A 14,719-nucleotide genomic window follows, 5' to 3' on the forward strand; every position below is an offset into this window, starting at 1 on the left:
GGACACCCTGAACAAGATGCTCACCGACCTGAACTCCCTCCCGTCCGAGGAAGGCAAGTTCGTCGACTGGGCGCTGAAGGAGTACAAGAACGTACCTGCCTTCAACCCCAAGAACTACGAGCTCTAAACAGGTTCGCGTCCAGGGAAACCACTCAAACCCTTTCCCTCACCTTTTTATGTTATATCTATGAGCAAGGTTATTGATCCAATAGTTTATCGAGACGGCCAGTTTTCTTCCGTTCCAAACAGATCGCAACGTCTGGTGTCCTCAGGACCACGCAAAGTACCGATCATCGATCTTGGTCATACGTACTGACACACCATATAGCTCGGTGAGGTTCCGCTCCTCCAGCTCAGTGATACCGCCATCCCTGAATACCTGCCCATCCTTCATGAGGATGACCCGCCGTATCTCTGGGATGATATCCGACGGATCGTGGGTGACAAGTACCAGGGTCCGTCCGCTTTGGGCTAGCGAGCGCATGGCCTCTCGCACGATATGCTTCCCGGTCAGGTCCAGAGAGTTCATCGGCTCATCCAGGATCAAGGCCTCGGGCTCGTTGACCAAGGCTCGAGCCATTAGGACTCTTCGGGCCTCTCCGGTCGACAGCGTGGCCATCGTCCTCGAGGAGAGATGGCCGGACCCCACCTGTGAGAGAGCCACCATGGCTTTTTCTTCCATCTCCTCGGTCAGCTTCTGGGAGCGATTGGTGCCTATCGAGCCGAAGAAGCCGGAGAGCACGACCTCGGTTACGGTCATGCTCCGCCGGAAGTCGTGCTGCAGGTCCCCGGACACGAGGCCAAATGCCATCCGGACATCGAACAGGGAGAAATGCTCCTCCCCCCGGATGCGGACGAACGACCCTTCCCCCGAGGTATCGTGACGGAACTCCCCGAGCATTAGCTTGATGAGCGACGATTTACCCGAGCCATTGGGTCCCAAGATGGCAATGCGCTCTCCTTGCTCGATCCGCAGATCAACATCCCTGAGGATCACCGAGCGTCCCTTGACCACCGATGCTCTGCACATCTCGACTAACGGCTTGGACACGAACCCCCATCAACCAGGGCGTATTTATCCCGTGCCGGGTGGGCAGTGGAGGCGGCCGAAAAGTTGGATGATAAAGAAAATGAGGGAAGGTGAGGCCCTTAGGGGCCTTCGTTCGCTCTTCTGCTTACGCCTTAGGCTTGCCCTTGCGCTTCAGCAGGAAGAAGGCCGCGCCCACCACCACGACCAGAACTACGGCGATCAGGCCGATGATCGGCAGGAGGTCCGAGAGGCTGTTGGAGGAAGAGGAAGCGTCGACATCCGTCACCGCGTTGACCTCCTCGTAGGCCTTCTTGCCGTTGACCTGGTCAGAGATTGCAGTTATGGACTTCTCGGCGTCAGCGGTGGCCACGGTCTTCATGTCCAGGTGGAGCTTGGCTATCTTCTGTATGGGGTAGTTCAGCTCAATGCCCACCAGGCAGCCCTTTGCCGGGTAATACCAGGCCTCGAGATAGTTGTCCTTGGTGGCGTTGTTGAATCCCATGCGGTAGATGGTGATGTTGCCGTAGACCGGATCGTTCACAACCTCGTTGCCAAGGTTGCTGAACTCGAAATGCGCATGTTCGGCAACGATCTTGGCGGTCCCGTTGTCGATAGCCAGGTCAGCATCGGAATTGTGATACTTGGCCAGGTCTATGGGGAACCCAGTAATGCCGTGCTCCGCCGCGTCATCGGTGAAGATCTCGTCGGTGACGCTATCAGGCAGGCCGGTAACGTCCAGCAGGCCGGTCCAGTTGAAGGTCCCGTTGACGTAGGTCTCGGTCTCCCAGTTGCTGCCCTCGGCCGGGGCATCCTTGACCATGGCAACGTACGGATCGAAGGTCATCTGCCCGGTCATCTCCAGGTCCATGGTGATATTGCCGTTGAGTGACTGGTAGGAGGTGACGTTCATGGTTTCGATCGAATTGTCGCTGTCGGAATCAGTGGTGGTGTTGGGGAAGTTGTATGTACTAAGGTGGCCGCGAGCATAGGTGCTGGAGACCATATCCACCGACTTGATGGCCATATCGCTCTTCTGCATGTGCACGATGTAGGTCGCGTTTGACCCAGCAACGAGCTTGGCGTCGAATCCGAAGGTGTCGAGGTGAGCAGTGGCCTCACTGATGTTCATCAACCCGTTGGGGTTGGTGGAATATCCCTCATCCCAATCGGTGATATAGCTGCCAGTGTCGACGAGCTCTCCGGTGAGGAGCAGCTGAACACTCATAGAAACATTCTGGGCGGTTACGATTTTCATGACATACTCGTCGGCGGTCACGTCGATGACCTCGTACACCATCGCCGAGCTCATGTAGCCGTTAAGGCTAGCGTTATCGACGGTAGCGTCCCGGAGCCAGGTCTCGTCGTTTCCAAAGGCGAACAGCTGGTTTACCGAATAATAGCCCAGACTGAAGTCCTTCTCTCCCTTCAACGCGAACTTGTCGCCCTTCTCGAAGGTAGCGAAGCTCGCTTGAGCGTTGGTCGTGGCGAACACGGAAATGAAGATTGCACACGTCATCATGGCGACCAGAGCGATCGCCACAAGTGGCTTGGCTAAACGGGCTTTAGATGCCATGAGCGGGAATAGTTGTGTTACCTATCATAAAATCGATCATCTAATATTCAATTTCAATAATGAGATCAAATGCGATAATAATTAGAGCCATCCGCCGCCGATCCCGCGGTCGCTCGGGTGTTTTAACGTCATGGGGATTACCCACCCTTTTGTGGGTTGGCTGCGATAGTTCGTCTATTCTCTTGAGATAGGACCAAAGGCTAATTATAGGCCCTTCCTTCGGAAGTCCGGTGTTGTTCTGGCCAAGGTAGGACTAATGGACCGGATCAGGCGGGCCCTAGGAGGCTCACCTGGAGACCATGTGAGTGGACACGGCGCGCCGGCTGGCGCGACTGCAGGGTATGGGCCGCAGCTTGACTTGCTCTGCGATACCGCTCGAAACCTGTGCGCAGACACCTGGTTGGCGAACAGGATGAAGGTGGAGGTAAGGACGGAGGGCGGAAAGCAGAAGCTCAGTGTCGTCCCCGAGGCCATCCCTTACCTGAGGGCGGCATACTCCATCAGGCGAGAAGAACTGACTCCGGAAGTCAAGAGCCTCTTCGAAGGTTTGGCCGCATAATCGCTTTTCTATATAGGGAACCGCGGGTCTTCCGCCTTCCCATTTCCAATATTTCTACTCGATGCCTCATTTTCCTTCGCCTGTGGGGGCCTTTGAGCCGGATAACTCAAATACTTGAACATCATGGTTCAACTGCTCCCGAGCATCCGCAAGGGTGGGAGGGACAAGTAGGTATAGTAATGTACGGAAACAAGAGACAGGGCGGCTACAGCCGCGAACCCCGTGAAATGCATGACGCAGTATGCTCCGACTGTGGAGCCAAGACCCAGGTACCGTTCAAGCCGACCGAGGGCAGGCCGGTTTACTGCAGGGACTGCTTCCAGAAGCACAAGCCGAAGGACAGGTTCTAAACCCGTCCCTTAAAACCCTTTCTCAATCCCTTAACTTATCCTGTTCTGAAAGATCGTATCCTCATCTCGCGTTCGTCTCGGCCCTGCATTCGATGAGATGGGCCTTAGTGACTTCGCCCCGCAGACATTTTCCACGATTATTATACGTTGAGGCGAATGATCATTCCAATAATAGCTTCCCCTTGGCGATAGCCAGTGTCTCCGTCCTCGCCCCCCTCGCTCATCTAGATCTCACCAAGTGTTATCAATTGGGAGAAAGTTTTTTTAACCCTGCTTGACAAGGGAGCCGGGGTGACACCGACGATACGCCGACGCCTCAATGACATGATAACCGGCAAGCCATTCGAGGGGCCGGTCAGGAATGCGTACAGTCTAGTATACAGCTATTATACCCAGGACCCTAACTTCTACTATGACAAGCAGGCTCGGAAGATAATGTCTCAGGTGCTGAAGAGGGATTCCAATTGCCTCGACGTGGGGGCCAATGAAGGCGTCTTCCTCAAGGACATGCTGAAGTTCGCGCCACAGGGGAACCATATAGCAATAGAGCCCATTCCCGAACTGGCCAGCCGGCTGGAGGAGAAATACCCGCAGGTTGAAGTCCACGAGTGTGCCCTCTCCAACATGACTGGAACCTCGACCTTCCAGCTGGTCACCAACAACCCCGGGTACTCTGGCCTTCGCCGGCGGCACTACGACTTCGGAGAACCGATCATCCGGGAGATAACGGTGCGGACGAGGACCTTGGATGACATCTATCCGGAGGACCGCCCACTACAGTTCGTCAAGATCGACGTCGAGGGAGCGGAGTACCTGGTGGTCCAGGGAGGAAGGAAGACGCTGGAGCGGACCCGTCCTTTCATCGTCTTTGAGCACGGGCGGGGGGCTGCCGATTACTACGAGGTCCTGCCCGAGCAGGTATACGATCTCCTGGTGGACGATTGCGGTCTGGAGATATCGATCATGGAGGACTGGTTGAAGGGCGAGCCCTCCCTGGATAGAGAGAGCTTCGTGGACCAGTTCGACAACGTGACGAACTACTACTTCCTGGCCCATCCCTGAGCGGCTGACTCTTGCCGGGTCAGCTCATGAGGTGCATGAGCGTAAGGGGCCGATGCAGAGATAGATGAGAATAATTGTACACCTGAAAGCCCCGTTTGCCGTTCAGGCAGCCCCGCAACCGGGACACGACGCTTTCGGATGCTATGGCTACGATGTATGGTATTGCTTAAATGCCTTTCCATCTGAAATGGAGGTTTTGATATCAAGTTAAGTTACACGTCCGCTCTTTTCGTAGGGCGGTTCCACCTGCTTAAAATAAAAAAAGATGAGGGGCGCTCTAGAGCTGCCCCAAGGCTTACATGGCTTTGACCTTCTGGGCAAGCTCCCTGCCCATTTCCGTGCACTGTCGGATCTCCCGTTCGTCAGGCCTGTAGTTGACCCCAAGACCATCATTGACCACATCAATGCCCGCCGACCGAAGGTCAGCGGTGATTGCCTTGATTGCGCTCATGCTCCCACCATGGGAACCGAAGGCGAAACCCAGCTTCTTCTGGCCGAGCTTTCCAGGTTTCAACCCTTTCAGGTAGGCTAGGAAGTCCGCTACCGATGGATATAGCTGGCCTTGAAGGTTGGGGGACCCGACGAGCACAGCCTTGGAATCGAGGATCTCAGCCATGATGTTGCTGCGGTGGGTCCCTTCGGTCTTACCATCCTTCAGGAGACATACCTTGACCTCAACGCCCTCCTGCATGATTCCCTCGGCAAAGGCCTGAGCCATCTTGCCGGTGGAGCCATGCATGGTATCGTAAACAATGGTCACCTTGTTCTTCGATTCGCCCTTGCTCCACTTGATGTATGAACTCAGGATGTCCCCTGCATAAGAGCGCCAGATGACTCCATGGCTGGGGGCGATCATATTCACATCGAGGCCCAGCGAACCAACCTCATCCAGTTTCTTCAGCACACGGGGGGCCAGGGGAACGATCAAGTTGCCATAGAACTTTTTGGCCTGCTTCAGCGATTCGTCCCGGCCCAGCTCGTCATCGAACCTCTCCGAAGAGGCGATGTGCTGACCGAAGGCGTCATTGGGGAATAGTATCTTCTCTTCCACCAAGTATGTGAACATGCTGTCGGGCCAGTGCAGGAGAGGTGCTTCCAGGAAGGCCAGGGTCTTTCCTCCCAGGTCCAGGGTCTCCCCGCTCTTAACCACCTTGAAGTTCCAGTCTTGAGCATCATAGTGCCTCAGGAAACCGGCCTTACCCTTAGCCGTGCAGCAAATGGGGACGCCGGGCAGCATCTTGGTGAGGGCCGGCAGTGTCCCCGAGTGATCCAATTCCACATGGTTGCCGATGATGTAGTCAATCTTCTGGGGATCGACCACCGACCGGACCCTTTCGATGACCTGCTCATCGAAGCCAGGATAGGCGCTGTCGATAAGCGCGATCTTGTCCCCCACCACCAAGTAGGCATTATACGTCGTCCCTGGCAGAGTATACCCGTGATAGTCGCGGATGTTCCAGTCGATAGCCCCTACCCAGTACACTCCCTTGACAATCTCCACCGCCTTCATGCTCTTTACCTCATGTCTATTTGTTCGGCATTATACGAACATTTTGTTAATTGCGAACATGATATTTGTATCTTTGGTATTGTTCGATAAGTTACGAACATTCAGGATATTACGAACAGAAATTATATGTAATCATAAGCGATTCAAACTATTGGATGATGGCGAAGCGAGGACGGCAGGCAGACCGGGTAGCAGATATGTTCTCCACCCCCGGGGGGATAAAGACAGTAAACAGCCAGGTCCGCATGGACATACTCGCCATGCTTCTCAAGCGTGAGATGAGCTTCGACGAGCTGGTTACCGCCCTGGGCAAGGCTAAGTCCACGATCTCAGTCCATCTCAAGGGCCTGACCGAGGATGGGATTATCGGATCCAGGGAGGATCCCGATGACGCCAGGAAGAAGATATTTTTCATCAGGTCAAGCTATCTCGGGCGCTTGTCCAAGAGGAAGAAGGTGGACCGGGACATGGAGGCGTACATATCCAGCTATGCCCTCGGCGCCGGTGATCCTTTCACCTTCTTCCGCCTCATGTTCCGAACCTTCAGGATATCGCTGCTCGATGAGGGCATAGACATCGACCCGGTGCTCCACGACGCGGGTATGAAGATGGGCGGGGCGCTGTACCGCCAAGTAGCCGATCCTGAGCTGGACGGCCTCATCGATAACCTGGCCGCCTTTTGGAAGGCTCAGAGTCTTGGTCGGATCGAGGTGGAGAGTATCGAGCCGCTGAACATTCGTATCTACGATTGCTACGAATGTCAAGATCTCCCCCCACTGGGTCGGCCAGCATGTGCTTTCGACTCCGGCATCCTGGAAAGCGTGTTCTCGGACCATTTCGGTTCCAAGATGAGCGCTGTCGAGACACACTGCTATGCTATGGGCGACGACCACTGCCGGTTCGAGGTACGGAAGGTGGCATGAATCGCCCTGATCGTGCCATATCCAAGTCTCGATGATCCAGTGTTCGTGAGAAATAGCTCTTGGCTAGACGATCAACCTCTTCCCTTCCCATGTTCAAGGGGACTAAAGCTCCGCTGCTATGTGAAGTGATAAGGAAAAGATGGTGGGTCTGTCCGAATTTGAATCGGAGTCACCAGCACCCCAAGCTGGAAGGATACCAAGCTACCCCACAGACCCGTGGATAAAGGGGTTAAAGCGAAGAGGTTTATTAATGTTTCAGCCCAGCGGGATGACCTCGTCAACGAGGTCAGCGTGCGCGACGATCATGCGGCGGCAGCAATAGCGCTGTAGCCCCAGGTCGTCGAGCACCTGCTGGGGGTCCTCCCCCAGCTGCACCCGCTTGAGGTACGTCTGATAGACGCCCCCTATGACCTTGCCGCAAGTGAAGCACCGTACTGGGATGATCATGTCTGCTCACCTGTAGGATTTCTGCCTCTTCTTCCTGGCGCCGCGTCCCAGGGGCTTCTTCGGAAGCTTCCTGCGGGGGTCGCTGATCAGAAGCGAGCGGTCATAGTCCTTGAACAGCTTCTCCAGTTCCTCGTCCTTGAGGAAGTCCACTAGGCCCTTGGCGATCGCGGTGCGCGATGCCTCGGCCTGGCCCATGAACCCGCCGCCCGCGACGTTCACGGAGACATCGACCTTGAAGGCCTTGTCGCCAGCAAGGGCCATGGGCTCCATGATCTTGAGGCGGGCGAGCTCGGGAGTGAAGATCTCGATCGGGACGTTGTTGATCCTGACCTTGCCGGTACCGGTGCTCACGACGCACCGGGCCACGGCCTCCTTCCTCTTGCCGCTGGTGTTAACCACATCTGCCATCTAATTCACCTCAGCCTCGATCCCAGGTGCTCAGCCACTTCGCCTAGGGTGACATACTTGTCGGTCCACAGGTTGGTAGCGTTCTCCACCTTTTCCATCTTGGCAGCTGCCATGTCCTTGGGCACACCGACGAACACCTTGAGGTGCCTGTAAACTTCCCTGCCATGGGAGGTCTTGAAGGGGATCATGCCGCGCACGGTCCGCTTGAGAATCAGGTCGGCCCTCTTGGGGAAGAACGGCCCGTTGATCTGCTTACCCCTCTTGTACTTGGCAGTGTAGTTCTCGAACACATCGTCCCGGTTGCCGGTGATGATCGCCTTCTCGGCGTTGACGATGACGACATCCTCTCCGTTCAGGAGGCGCTTGGCGACGTTGGTGCTGAGCCGACCAAGGATGTGGCCTTCCGCGTTGATCACAATGGCCATCTTACTCACCCCATGATCCTGACGCCGTTACCGGACGGGTTATCGGCGACCAACTCGGTGATGGTCATCTTCTTGCCACCGGCCTTCTCGATCGCCGCCGAAGCGGATTCGGAGAACTTGAACGCGGCCACGGTAACCTTCTTCTTTAGGCTCCCGGCGCCCAGTACCTTGCCGGCGACGACGATGACATCGCCCTCGTTCGCATACCTTTCCAACTTGCTCAGGTTGACTTCGGCCCAGTTCTTGCTGGGCTTCTCCAAGCGCAGAGCAATGTCTCGCCAGATGGCGGTGTCCTTCTCCCGGGACTCCCTCTTCAGGTCGCTGATGAGGGCCACCAGGTTAGGGTCCGTCTTTACTGTCTTCTTCATTCTGACTCCCTCGACATTGAGCAAGGCCACTAATAGGCAGGTATTAATTAAACTTTCTCTCGTCCCATAGCTCTTGCGTTGCTGTTCCAGCGGTCATCTGGCCCTGCGCAGCACATCCCGTCCACGATCCACCAACCGCCCGGACCTTAAGAGCAGGTCTAGAGCTAGCTCCAATCGTTCCCTGGACCTCTCTGTCAGGCTATCGTGACGATAGAACGTTGCGGTGCGTTCGATGATCTGACCTCTGGTCATCTCCTGGCTCTCGCCCATGCGGTACAGTTCAGCCTCACCGATCTCCTCTAGCGATACCCGGTCCAGCTCCATCGGCTCACGACTGATGGGTCCGCGGACCGGAGGCGTGGTCAGCTGGGCTGGCCATATGAACCCGTCCCTGACCTCCACCAGACCCTCCCGGGAGAGGGCAAAGAGGTTCTCGGACATCGCCCGCTCGATATCCTCCGGCCGGTGCATGTGATCGTCCAAGATGTCTTTGGCCACGTCACGGTGCACCGGTCCCTGGGCCTTCACCAGCTCCAATAAAGCCGGTCGGAATGTATCTTTCTCCGCCTGCTGCGGAGTTTCGAAGATGTCCTTCTCGGCCCTTGCTTCCATGGAGTCCAGGACCGCTCTGATCTTACGTACCTCTCCCTCCCGGTCCGTGGTCCAGTCCCCCGACCAGACGCGGTGGAGGTTCCATCCCAGACCCTGGAGGATGGCCTTCCGGGTGCGCTCGCGGTCCCGGGCGGTCCGGCCGGAGCGGTACGATGCCCCATCGCTCTCGATGCCCAGGAGGAACGCTCCCGGCTGAGTGGGATCCTCAACCGCCAAATCGATGCGGTACCCTGAGCAGCCGATCCATCGCTGAACTCTCATCCCTTCGGCGGTCAACGCCCGGTGGATGTCGTCCTCCAGCGGCGAGTCCATCGCCGGTGCGTATCTTCGCTCCTGGCCAGCCTGCAGCACCTCCCGGCTCCCTCCGCTGGCGGCGTACGCCAGATAGTCCCGCAGCAGCTTTGCCCCGGTGCTGGAGGAGCCATCAACATCCTCGGCCCGGATCGAGGCCACGAGCTTCACGTGCTTCCTGGCCCGGGTGATCGCAACGTTGAGACGCCGCTCCCCGCCCGCCTTGTTCAGCGGCCCGAAGTTCTGATACATCTTTCCCTGAGCATCCTTTCCGTAGCCGACGGAAAAGATCATGACGTCCCTCTCGTCACCCTGGACGTTCTCGAGGTTCTTGACGAAGAACTCTTGCATGTCACCTTCAGCGAAGTACTTCTCGAACTCCGGACTGTCCCTCCGCCTCGCCTCCAGCTCATCGAGGATGGCCAGCTGCTGAGCCTCGCTGAACGCCACCACGCCCAGGGAGCGGTCGGGGGAGTGGCTGAAATGCTCGAACACCAATTCTGCCACCTTTCTCGCCTCCGCCGCGTTGGTCCTCGTACCCGCCCGGTCATAGGTCCCGTCGGGCACGTGGACGAAGGTCACTCCCCATTCTCCGTCCTCCCTCCTCGGCGAAGGGAAGGTGTACAGCCGGCCGTCATAGATGCGGCTGTTGGAGAAGGCGATCAGCGACTCATCTCGTGAGCGATAGTGCCACAGCAGCATGTGCTGCTTGATGTTAAGGGCCGAGCACTCGTCTAGGATGCTCTCCAGGTCCTCGACCTGATCGTCCTCGTCCTCCGCCTCGCCACGGAAGAAGGAGGTCGGCGGAAGCTGCTTGTTATCCCCGACCACGATGACCTGCTTGGCTCTCATTATTGACCCGATAGCATCCTCCGGTCGGACCTGGGAGGCCTCGTCGAAGATGACCAGGTCGAAGCGCACGGCGTCCGGGTCAAGGTACTGGCTGACCGACAGGGGGCTCATCAGGAGGCAAGGCTTCAGCGCCAGGATGACATGGGGGCACTCCTGGAAGAGCTGACGGATCTGCTTGAACCGCTTCTTCTTGGCCGCCTCGTGGCGCAGAGCGCCCACCTCGTTCGAGTACGGGCCCTGAGGTCTCAAGGCCTCCTCTCTCCTCAAGCTCAGCAGGTTCCTTAACCGCCTCTGGGCGATGTCCATCTGCCTCTCGTCCAGTCGCCGGAACAAGGCGATGGTCTGGGCATATTCGTCGCTGCGGAAGTCGCGGAGATGAGGGTCCTCGGCGTAGACCTGGTCCAACCAAGCTTTGAAGAATCTCCTCTCGTAGGCGCCCACCAGATCGCCGACGGGGAGCTGCTTCCTGCGCCCCAGGTCGATGATCCCCCCCAGTCCTCTCTCCCGGCAGGTCCTGTCGAGGGCGGAGACCTCGATCCACTCCTTGATCGAAGGCAGTGCCTCCAGGTGGTCGGCGATCATGGCATCGATGCGCTCGAAGGGCATGGCCCCCAGCGTCCCGGCGTCCCCAACGACAAACGTTCGCTCCATCCAGTCGAAGGCCCGAGTGACCTCATCCAGCTCCGCTCTCGCTTCCTCCGCCGCCTCCGCCAGTTCCCTCGTCCCTCCGCTGCGGTCGGCGAGGGCTGCCTTCAACGGCGCGGAGAGCGGCTGGCCCGCCTCGGCCATGAATCGGGAGGTCCATCGCAGGCTGTCGGTGACCTCGCCCCAGTCCGTGGACTCCTCCCTGAACCGTGGCCCCAGGTCCGCCCTCATCGCATCTTCCGCCGCCAGGACGCGCCGGGACAGGTCGGCAAAGGCAGCGAGTCGGCGGAGGTCGGCGGCGGCCTCCGGGTATCCAAGCCTTTTACCGTCCTTGCGGCACTGCTGCAGGGCGGACAGGTCTGACCGGTACTGGACGTTGAGCGCCCGGAGGGGGGTGCGGTACACCCCGTCGAACCGAAGAGAAAGGGTCGGAGCGTCGAGGGCCAGCACTTTGTCGGCATAGCTGGCGCTCAACCACCGGAGGTCGTACGCCCGCCGGGAGTAGAGATCCTGCAGCACGCCGATCCCCTGCAGCAGCATCTCCGATCGCCCGGGGGCCAGCCACGTGGCCTCGGGGCCCGGGCTCCCGATAACCCGCCTTACGAGATCCACTTGCCGCCTCACCTCCTCGAGGTCCCTCGCTCTCTCCAGCCCTAATCCTCCCCCGAGGCCTCCGCACCGCTCGATGAGGCGGGCCAGGGAGTCCCTCAGTGCCCGTAGGGCCGTTCCCACCTCTACCTCGCTGCCCGGCCTCCAGCCTGTCTGGCGCAGATCCCTCCAAGGGTGTTGGTCCATTCCCTCCACGGCCGCTCGTATGCTCTCCACTCGCCTCACCAGCTTGAGCCGCTCGTCAAGGTCGGCGAGGCTGAGGGCCAGGGCATCGGGCACCGGGACCGGCAGTTCCGACTGGCCCGCCAACGCAGCGAGGCGGCCGTGCACGTAGAACGCTGAGCGCCCCATCGCCCCCCGGGGCTGGTGGAGAGCATCGACATAACCGTCGAGGTCCGCTCTCACCCGTTCCAGGCGATGGAGGTCATCCATAGATACCGCCTCGAGCGGCAGGGGCAGCAGGCTCCGACGCAGCTCATCCATCACCGCTACCTTGCTGGCCTTGCTGCTGTGCATCTCCAGGACGAAGTCGCCCAGCCCCCGATCGTCCAGGCGCTTCTTCACCACCTCCAGCGCGGCCAGCTTCTCTGACACGAAGATCACCTTGCGATCCGCGGCCAAGGCCTCGGCGATTATGTTAGCGATAGTCTGGCTCTTCCCGGTGCCGGGGGGGCCCTGCAGCACGAAGCTCATCCCCCGCTTGGCCATCTCAATGGCCTCCTGCTGGCTGGAATCGGCGTCGAGCACCTGGAAGGTGTCGGCTGGGCGGACGATGGCGTCCATGGTCTCCGCCGTGGGATACTCGGGATTCACCGGCAGCATGGATTGGTCCCCGGCTAATGCGTTCAGGAAGGGGTGGGCGGCAATATTCTCCCGCTGATCCAACAGCTCCTTGTACATGCTCAGCTTGGCGAAGGAGAATAGGCCCAGGTACGCGCGCTCCTCCACGCTCCACCGGGGCATGGTCGATATGACCGCCTTGGCCTTGGCCATGAGGTCGGACAGCGGCATCTCCTCGCCCACCCATTCCGGCAGTGACAGGTGGTACTCCGTGCTCAGCTTGAACTGCAGGTTGGGGTTAACCACTACCTCCTCGTCGATGGACTGTATCCTGTAGGGTTGCAGGGGGCCCTCCTTGACCAGCTCTACCGGCACCAGAACGAGGGGAGAAAGGAGCTCATCCTCGCTCTCTGCACCGTCAAACCACCGCACCAGACCGAAGGTCATGTACAGGATATTCACCCCCTGCTCCTGCAGGTGGGCGCGGGCCTTGAGCCGCATCTTCCTAAGGCCGTCTGCCGGCCCCTTGGGATCATAGGTAGGCAAGATGTCGTCCTTCCCCAGCTCGAGTTGTCCGGGAGGCAGGCGGTCCCCCTCCACCGACTCCCTCACCGTCAGGGTGCGCTCTTCATTGACCAGGCGGTTGAATATGCTCCCGGCGTCGGGTTGGACGATATTCATCGCCGAGCGGGGCTTGAAGTTCAACAGCCGATTGCGGAGGGTCATGTCCAGCAGGCTTTGCCGCCAGTGCTCGAGCTTGCGATCAAGTGCGGAGGATGATGCCATGGGGTACCCTGGTTAAGACGCGGTACAGGTGAAAAAGGTATGGCCAAGGGGTTTGAGGGCGATCACGGGCATGCCTGCTCGGTGGCGGGGCCGTCGTCGTCCTTGGACGGCTCACACTTCGCTTCATGCTCTTCCTCCGACACCACCGCCTCCTTGCTGCTGAGAGCATCCACCGCCCTCTCCACCCTGCTTCGGATGGAGGGGGTCGGGCGCTTGTATCCCAGGAGCGCGGAGACGCCGTTAGCCAGGTCCCTGAGGTTCACTGGGCGGTCGGTCGGGACCAGGGATAGCACCATGGCTTCCATCTCCTGGTCGCAGACATGGTCCACATTGCGGCGGTGGTCCTCACACCTTCTCGCCGAGAGCTCGGTCCTATCCGTCGGCCAGAGGAACTCGCCGTCCACTTTGACCTTGCCATATCTCTCCAGCGAGGCGGCCGTCTGTTTGATTACCTTGTCCAGATTGCCCGGGCGCTTCCCTGTGGAAGCCGCCACCAGATCCCGTATGCGGTCCTTGACCACGGATTGGTGCACCGGTCCCTCGGTCCTGACCACGATCTCCGCGGCCTCGATGAGGGTGCGCGAAGGATCGCTGCGGTAGGATTCCACCAGGGAGGGAATGCTGACGAGGTCGACCCGGCAGTAGGTGAGGCAGGTCCCTGCCTCCACCGCCTTGGGTTTGCTTGCCGCCCCCTCCTGGGTCGCGCTCGGCAGGACGGTCGCCTGATCGGGAGCGCTCTCTGATGTCCCGAGGGACGGCAGCGTCGCCTCTCCGGCAGACAACGAGGTTTCGCACAGGGAGGCCACCGCGGTCTCCGGTGCGGCAGGGGAGGCCGCGCTCGGCAGGTCGGCCATCGGTCCGATCTGGACAACGGCGGTATCGGGCATATCGGCCTCGATCACTGGCGCCGCCCCCTCCTGCTCCCGGAGCGCTCTCTCCGCCGCTGCCGCCCTTGCCCTGTCTAGGGCGGCCAGGATGCGCTCTCCCTCTCGGTCCCGGTCCTTGATCCACTCCTGTGACCATACCCGGTGAATGGACCACCCCAAGCCGGTGAGGATCTCGGTGCGCAGCCTTTCTCGATCACGGGCGTTCCCTGCCTTATGATAGGATGCCCCATCGGTGAGGATGCCCAGTACGTAGTTACCAGGCCGGTTGCGGTCGGCCACAGCCAAATCGATCTTAGCTACCGATCTTCCCACATGCTCCTCCACGACCAGTCCCCTCGACTCGAGCCAAGCGCGAATCTCTGCCTGGAGGTGGTCGGAACTCTCCTCGCTGACGTGGGCATCGGCGCCCAGCTCGTGGGTCATGGCATAGGCGATGTACTCCCTCAGGGCTTCGGCTCCAGGAGTGGTGCCTTCGATGTCCTCGGCCCGGATCGAGGCCACGAGCTTCACGTGCTTCCTGGCCCGGGTGATCGCAACGTTGAGACGCCGCTCCCCGCCCGCCTTGTTCAGCGGCCCGAAGTTCTGATACATCTTTCCCTGAG

The 14,719-nt window shown here is 59.2% G+C and carries 14 protein-coding genes and 1 tRNA gene; 5 read left to right on the forward strand and 10 right to left on the reverse strand.

The genetic code is table 11. The features are described 5' to 3' along the window. Positions 1-7 precede the first annotated feature (7 nt). Positions 8-127: a hypothetical protein gene (locus SA339_14155; GenBank protein MDW5564353.1), complete on the forward strand. Its 120-nt coding sequence runs from the start codon at positions 8-10 to the stop codon at positions 125-127. Positions 128-268: 141 nt separating this feature from the next. Here the strand turns inward: SA339_14155 and SA339_14160 are convergent, their stop codons facing one another. Together SA339_14160 and SA339_14165 are read right to left on the reverse strand one after the other, a co-directional pair. Next, positions 269-1,051 carry an ATP-binding cassette domain-containing protein gene (locus SA339_14160; GenBank protein MDW5564354.1) on the reverse strand — a complete coding sequence of 261 codons (783 nt, stop codon included), beginning with the start codon at positions 1,049-1,051 and terminating at the stop codon, positions 269-271. A gap of 124 nt (positions 1,052-1,175) precedes the next feature. After that, positions 1,176-2,603, reverse strand: a complete 1,428-nt coding sequence (locus tag SA339_14165; GenBank protein ID MDW5564355.1) for a hypothetical protein — start codon at positions 2,601-2,603, stop codon at positions 1,176-1,178. A gap of 412 nt (positions 2,604-3,015) precedes the next feature. Between SA339_14165 and SA339_14170 the strand changes: the two genes are divergently transcribed. The 3 genes from SA339_14170 to SA339_14180 all read left to right on the forward strand — a co-directional run bounded on the left by SA339_14170 (position 3,016) and on the right by SA339_14180 (position 4,574). Beyond that, positions 3,016-3,162: a hypothetical protein gene (locus SA339_14170; GenBank protein ID MDW5564356.1), complete on the forward strand. Its 147-nt coding sequence runs from the start codon at positions 3,016-3,018 to the stop codon at positions 3,160-3,162. A 179-nt stretch (positions 3,163-3,341) separates the two neighbouring features. Then, positions 3,342-3,512 carry a CxxC-x17-CxxC domain-containing protein gene (locus SA339_14175; GenBank protein MDW5564357.1) on the forward strand — a complete coding sequence of 57 codons (171 nt, stop codon included), beginning with the start codon at positions 3,342-3,344 and terminating at the stop codon, positions 3,510-3,512. Between the two features lie 291 nt (positions 3,513-3,803). Continuing rightward, positions 3,804-4,574, forward strand: a complete 771-nt coding sequence (locus tag SA339_14180) for an FkbM family methyltransferase (GenBank protein ID MDW5564358.1) — start codon at positions 3,804-3,806, stop codon at positions 4,572-4,574. Between the two features lie 295 nt (positions 4,575-4,869). Here SA339_14180 and SA339_14185 read toward each other — a convergent pair whose 3' ends face one another. Continuing rightward, the gene (locus tag SA339_14185; protein MDW5564359.1) at positions 4,870-6,084 is read right to left on the reverse strand and encodes an FprA family A-type flavoprotein; all 1,215 of its coding nucleotides are present in this window, start codon (positions 6,082-6,084) and stop codon (positions 4,870-4,872) included. A gap of 155 nt (positions 6,085-6,239) precedes the next feature. Between SA339_14185 and SA339_14190 the strand changes: the two genes are divergently transcribed. Continuing rightward, positions 6,240-7,007, forward strand: coding sequence for a V4R domain-containing protein (locus SA339_14190; GenBank protein ID MDW5564360.1), 768 nt, complete (start codon positions 6,240-6,242; stop codon positions 7,005-7,007). Positions 7,008-7,147: 140 nt separating this feature from the next. On the opposite strand, the gene SA339_14195 is transcribed toward SA339_14190, so the two are convergent. The 7 genes from SA339_14195 to SA339_14225 all read right to left on the reverse strand — a co-directional run. Beyond that, positions 7,148-7,223 (reverse strand) — tRNA-Pro (locus SA339_14195). Positions 7,224-7,262: 39 nt separating this feature from the next. After that, positions 7,263-7,454 carry a DNA-directed RNA polymerase subunit N gene (locus tag SA339_14200; protein ID MDW5564361.1) on the reverse strand — a complete coding sequence of 64 codons (192 nt, stop codon included), beginning with the start codon at positions 7,452-7,454 and terminating at the stop codon, positions 7,263-7,265. Between the two features lie 6 nt (positions 7,455-7,460). Continuing rightward, positions 7,461-7,862, reverse strand: coding sequence for a 30S ribosomal protein S9 (locus tag SA339_14205; protein MDW5564362.1), 402 nt, complete (start codon positions 7,860-7,862; stop codon positions 7,461-7,463). Positions 7,863-7,867: 5 nt separating this feature from the next. Beyond that, a complete protein-coding gene (locus SA339_14210; GenBank protein ID MDW5564363.1) occupies positions 7,868-8,287 on the reverse strand; it encodes a 50S ribosomal protein L13 in 420 nt (139 codons plus the stop codon). Positions 8,288-8,292: 5 nt separating this feature from the next. After that, positions 8,293-8,655, reverse strand: coding sequence for a 50S ribosomal protein L18e (locus SA339_14215; protein MDW5564364.1), 363 nt, complete (start codon positions 8,653-8,655; stop codon positions 8,293-8,295). A 93-nt stretch (positions 8,656-8,748) separates the two neighbouring features. Further along, positions 8,749-13,230 (reverse strand): DUF4011 domain-containing protein, encoded by a 4,482-nt coding sequence (locus SA339_14220; protein MDW5564365.1) that lies wholly within the window; start codon positions 13,228-13,230, stop codon positions 8,749-8,751. A 62-nt stretch (positions 13,231-13,292) separates the two neighbouring features. Next, on the reverse strand, positions 13,293-14,719 hold a 1,427-nt coding region (locus SA339_14225; GenBank protein MDW5564366.1), incomplete at its 5' end, for a hypothetical protein.

The sequence above is a fragment of the Methanomassiliicoccus sp. genome (assembly GCA_033485155.1).
In the GTDB taxonomy this organism is placed as follows: Archaea; Thermoplasmatota; Thermoplasmata; order Methanomassiliicoccales; family Methanomassiliicoccaceae; genus UBA6.

Bases quoted from the DNA above. Each gene is read 5' to 3' on its own strand.
- SA339_14215 (MDW5564364.1), bottom strand. From the start codon at position 8,655: ATGAAGAAGACAGTAAAGACGGACCCTAACCTGGTGGCCCTCATCAGC.
- SA339_14170 (MDW5564356.1), top strand. From the start codon at position 3,016: ATGAAGGTGGAGGTAAGGACGGAGGGCGGAAAGCAGAAGCTCAGTGTC.
- SA339_14210 (MDW5564363.1), bottom strand. From the start codon at position 8,287: ATGGCCATTGTGATCAACGCGGAAGGCCACATCCTTGGTCGGCTCAGC.
- SA339_14190 (MDW5564360.1), top strand. From the start codon at position 6,240: ATGATGGCGAAGCGAGGACGGCAGGCAGACCGGGTAGCAGATATGTTC.
- SA339_14200 (MDW5564361.1), bottom strand. From the start codon at position 7,454: ATGATCATCCCAGTACGGTGCTTCACTTGCGGCAAGGTCATAGGGGGC.
- SA339_14205 (MDW5564362.1), bottom strand. From the start codon at position 7,862: ATGGCAGATGTGGTTAACACCAGCGGCAAGAGGAAGGAGGCCGTGGCC.
- SA339_14220 (MDW5564365.1), bottom strand. From the start codon at position 13,230: ATGGCATCATCCTCCGCACTTGATCGCAAGCTCGAGCACTGGCGGCAA.
- SA339_14175 (MDW5564357.1), top strand. From the start codon at position 3,342: ATGTACGGAAACAAGAGACAGGGCGGCTACAGCCGCGAACCCCGTGAA.
- SA339_14165 (MDW5564355.1), bottom strand. From the start codon at position 2,603: ATGGCATCTAAAGCCCGTTTAGCCAAGCCACTTGTGGCGATCGCTCTG.
- SA339_14185 (MDW5564359.1), bottom strand. From the start codon at position 6,084: ATGAAGGCGGTGGAGATTGTCAAGGGAGTGTACTGGGTAGGGGCTATC.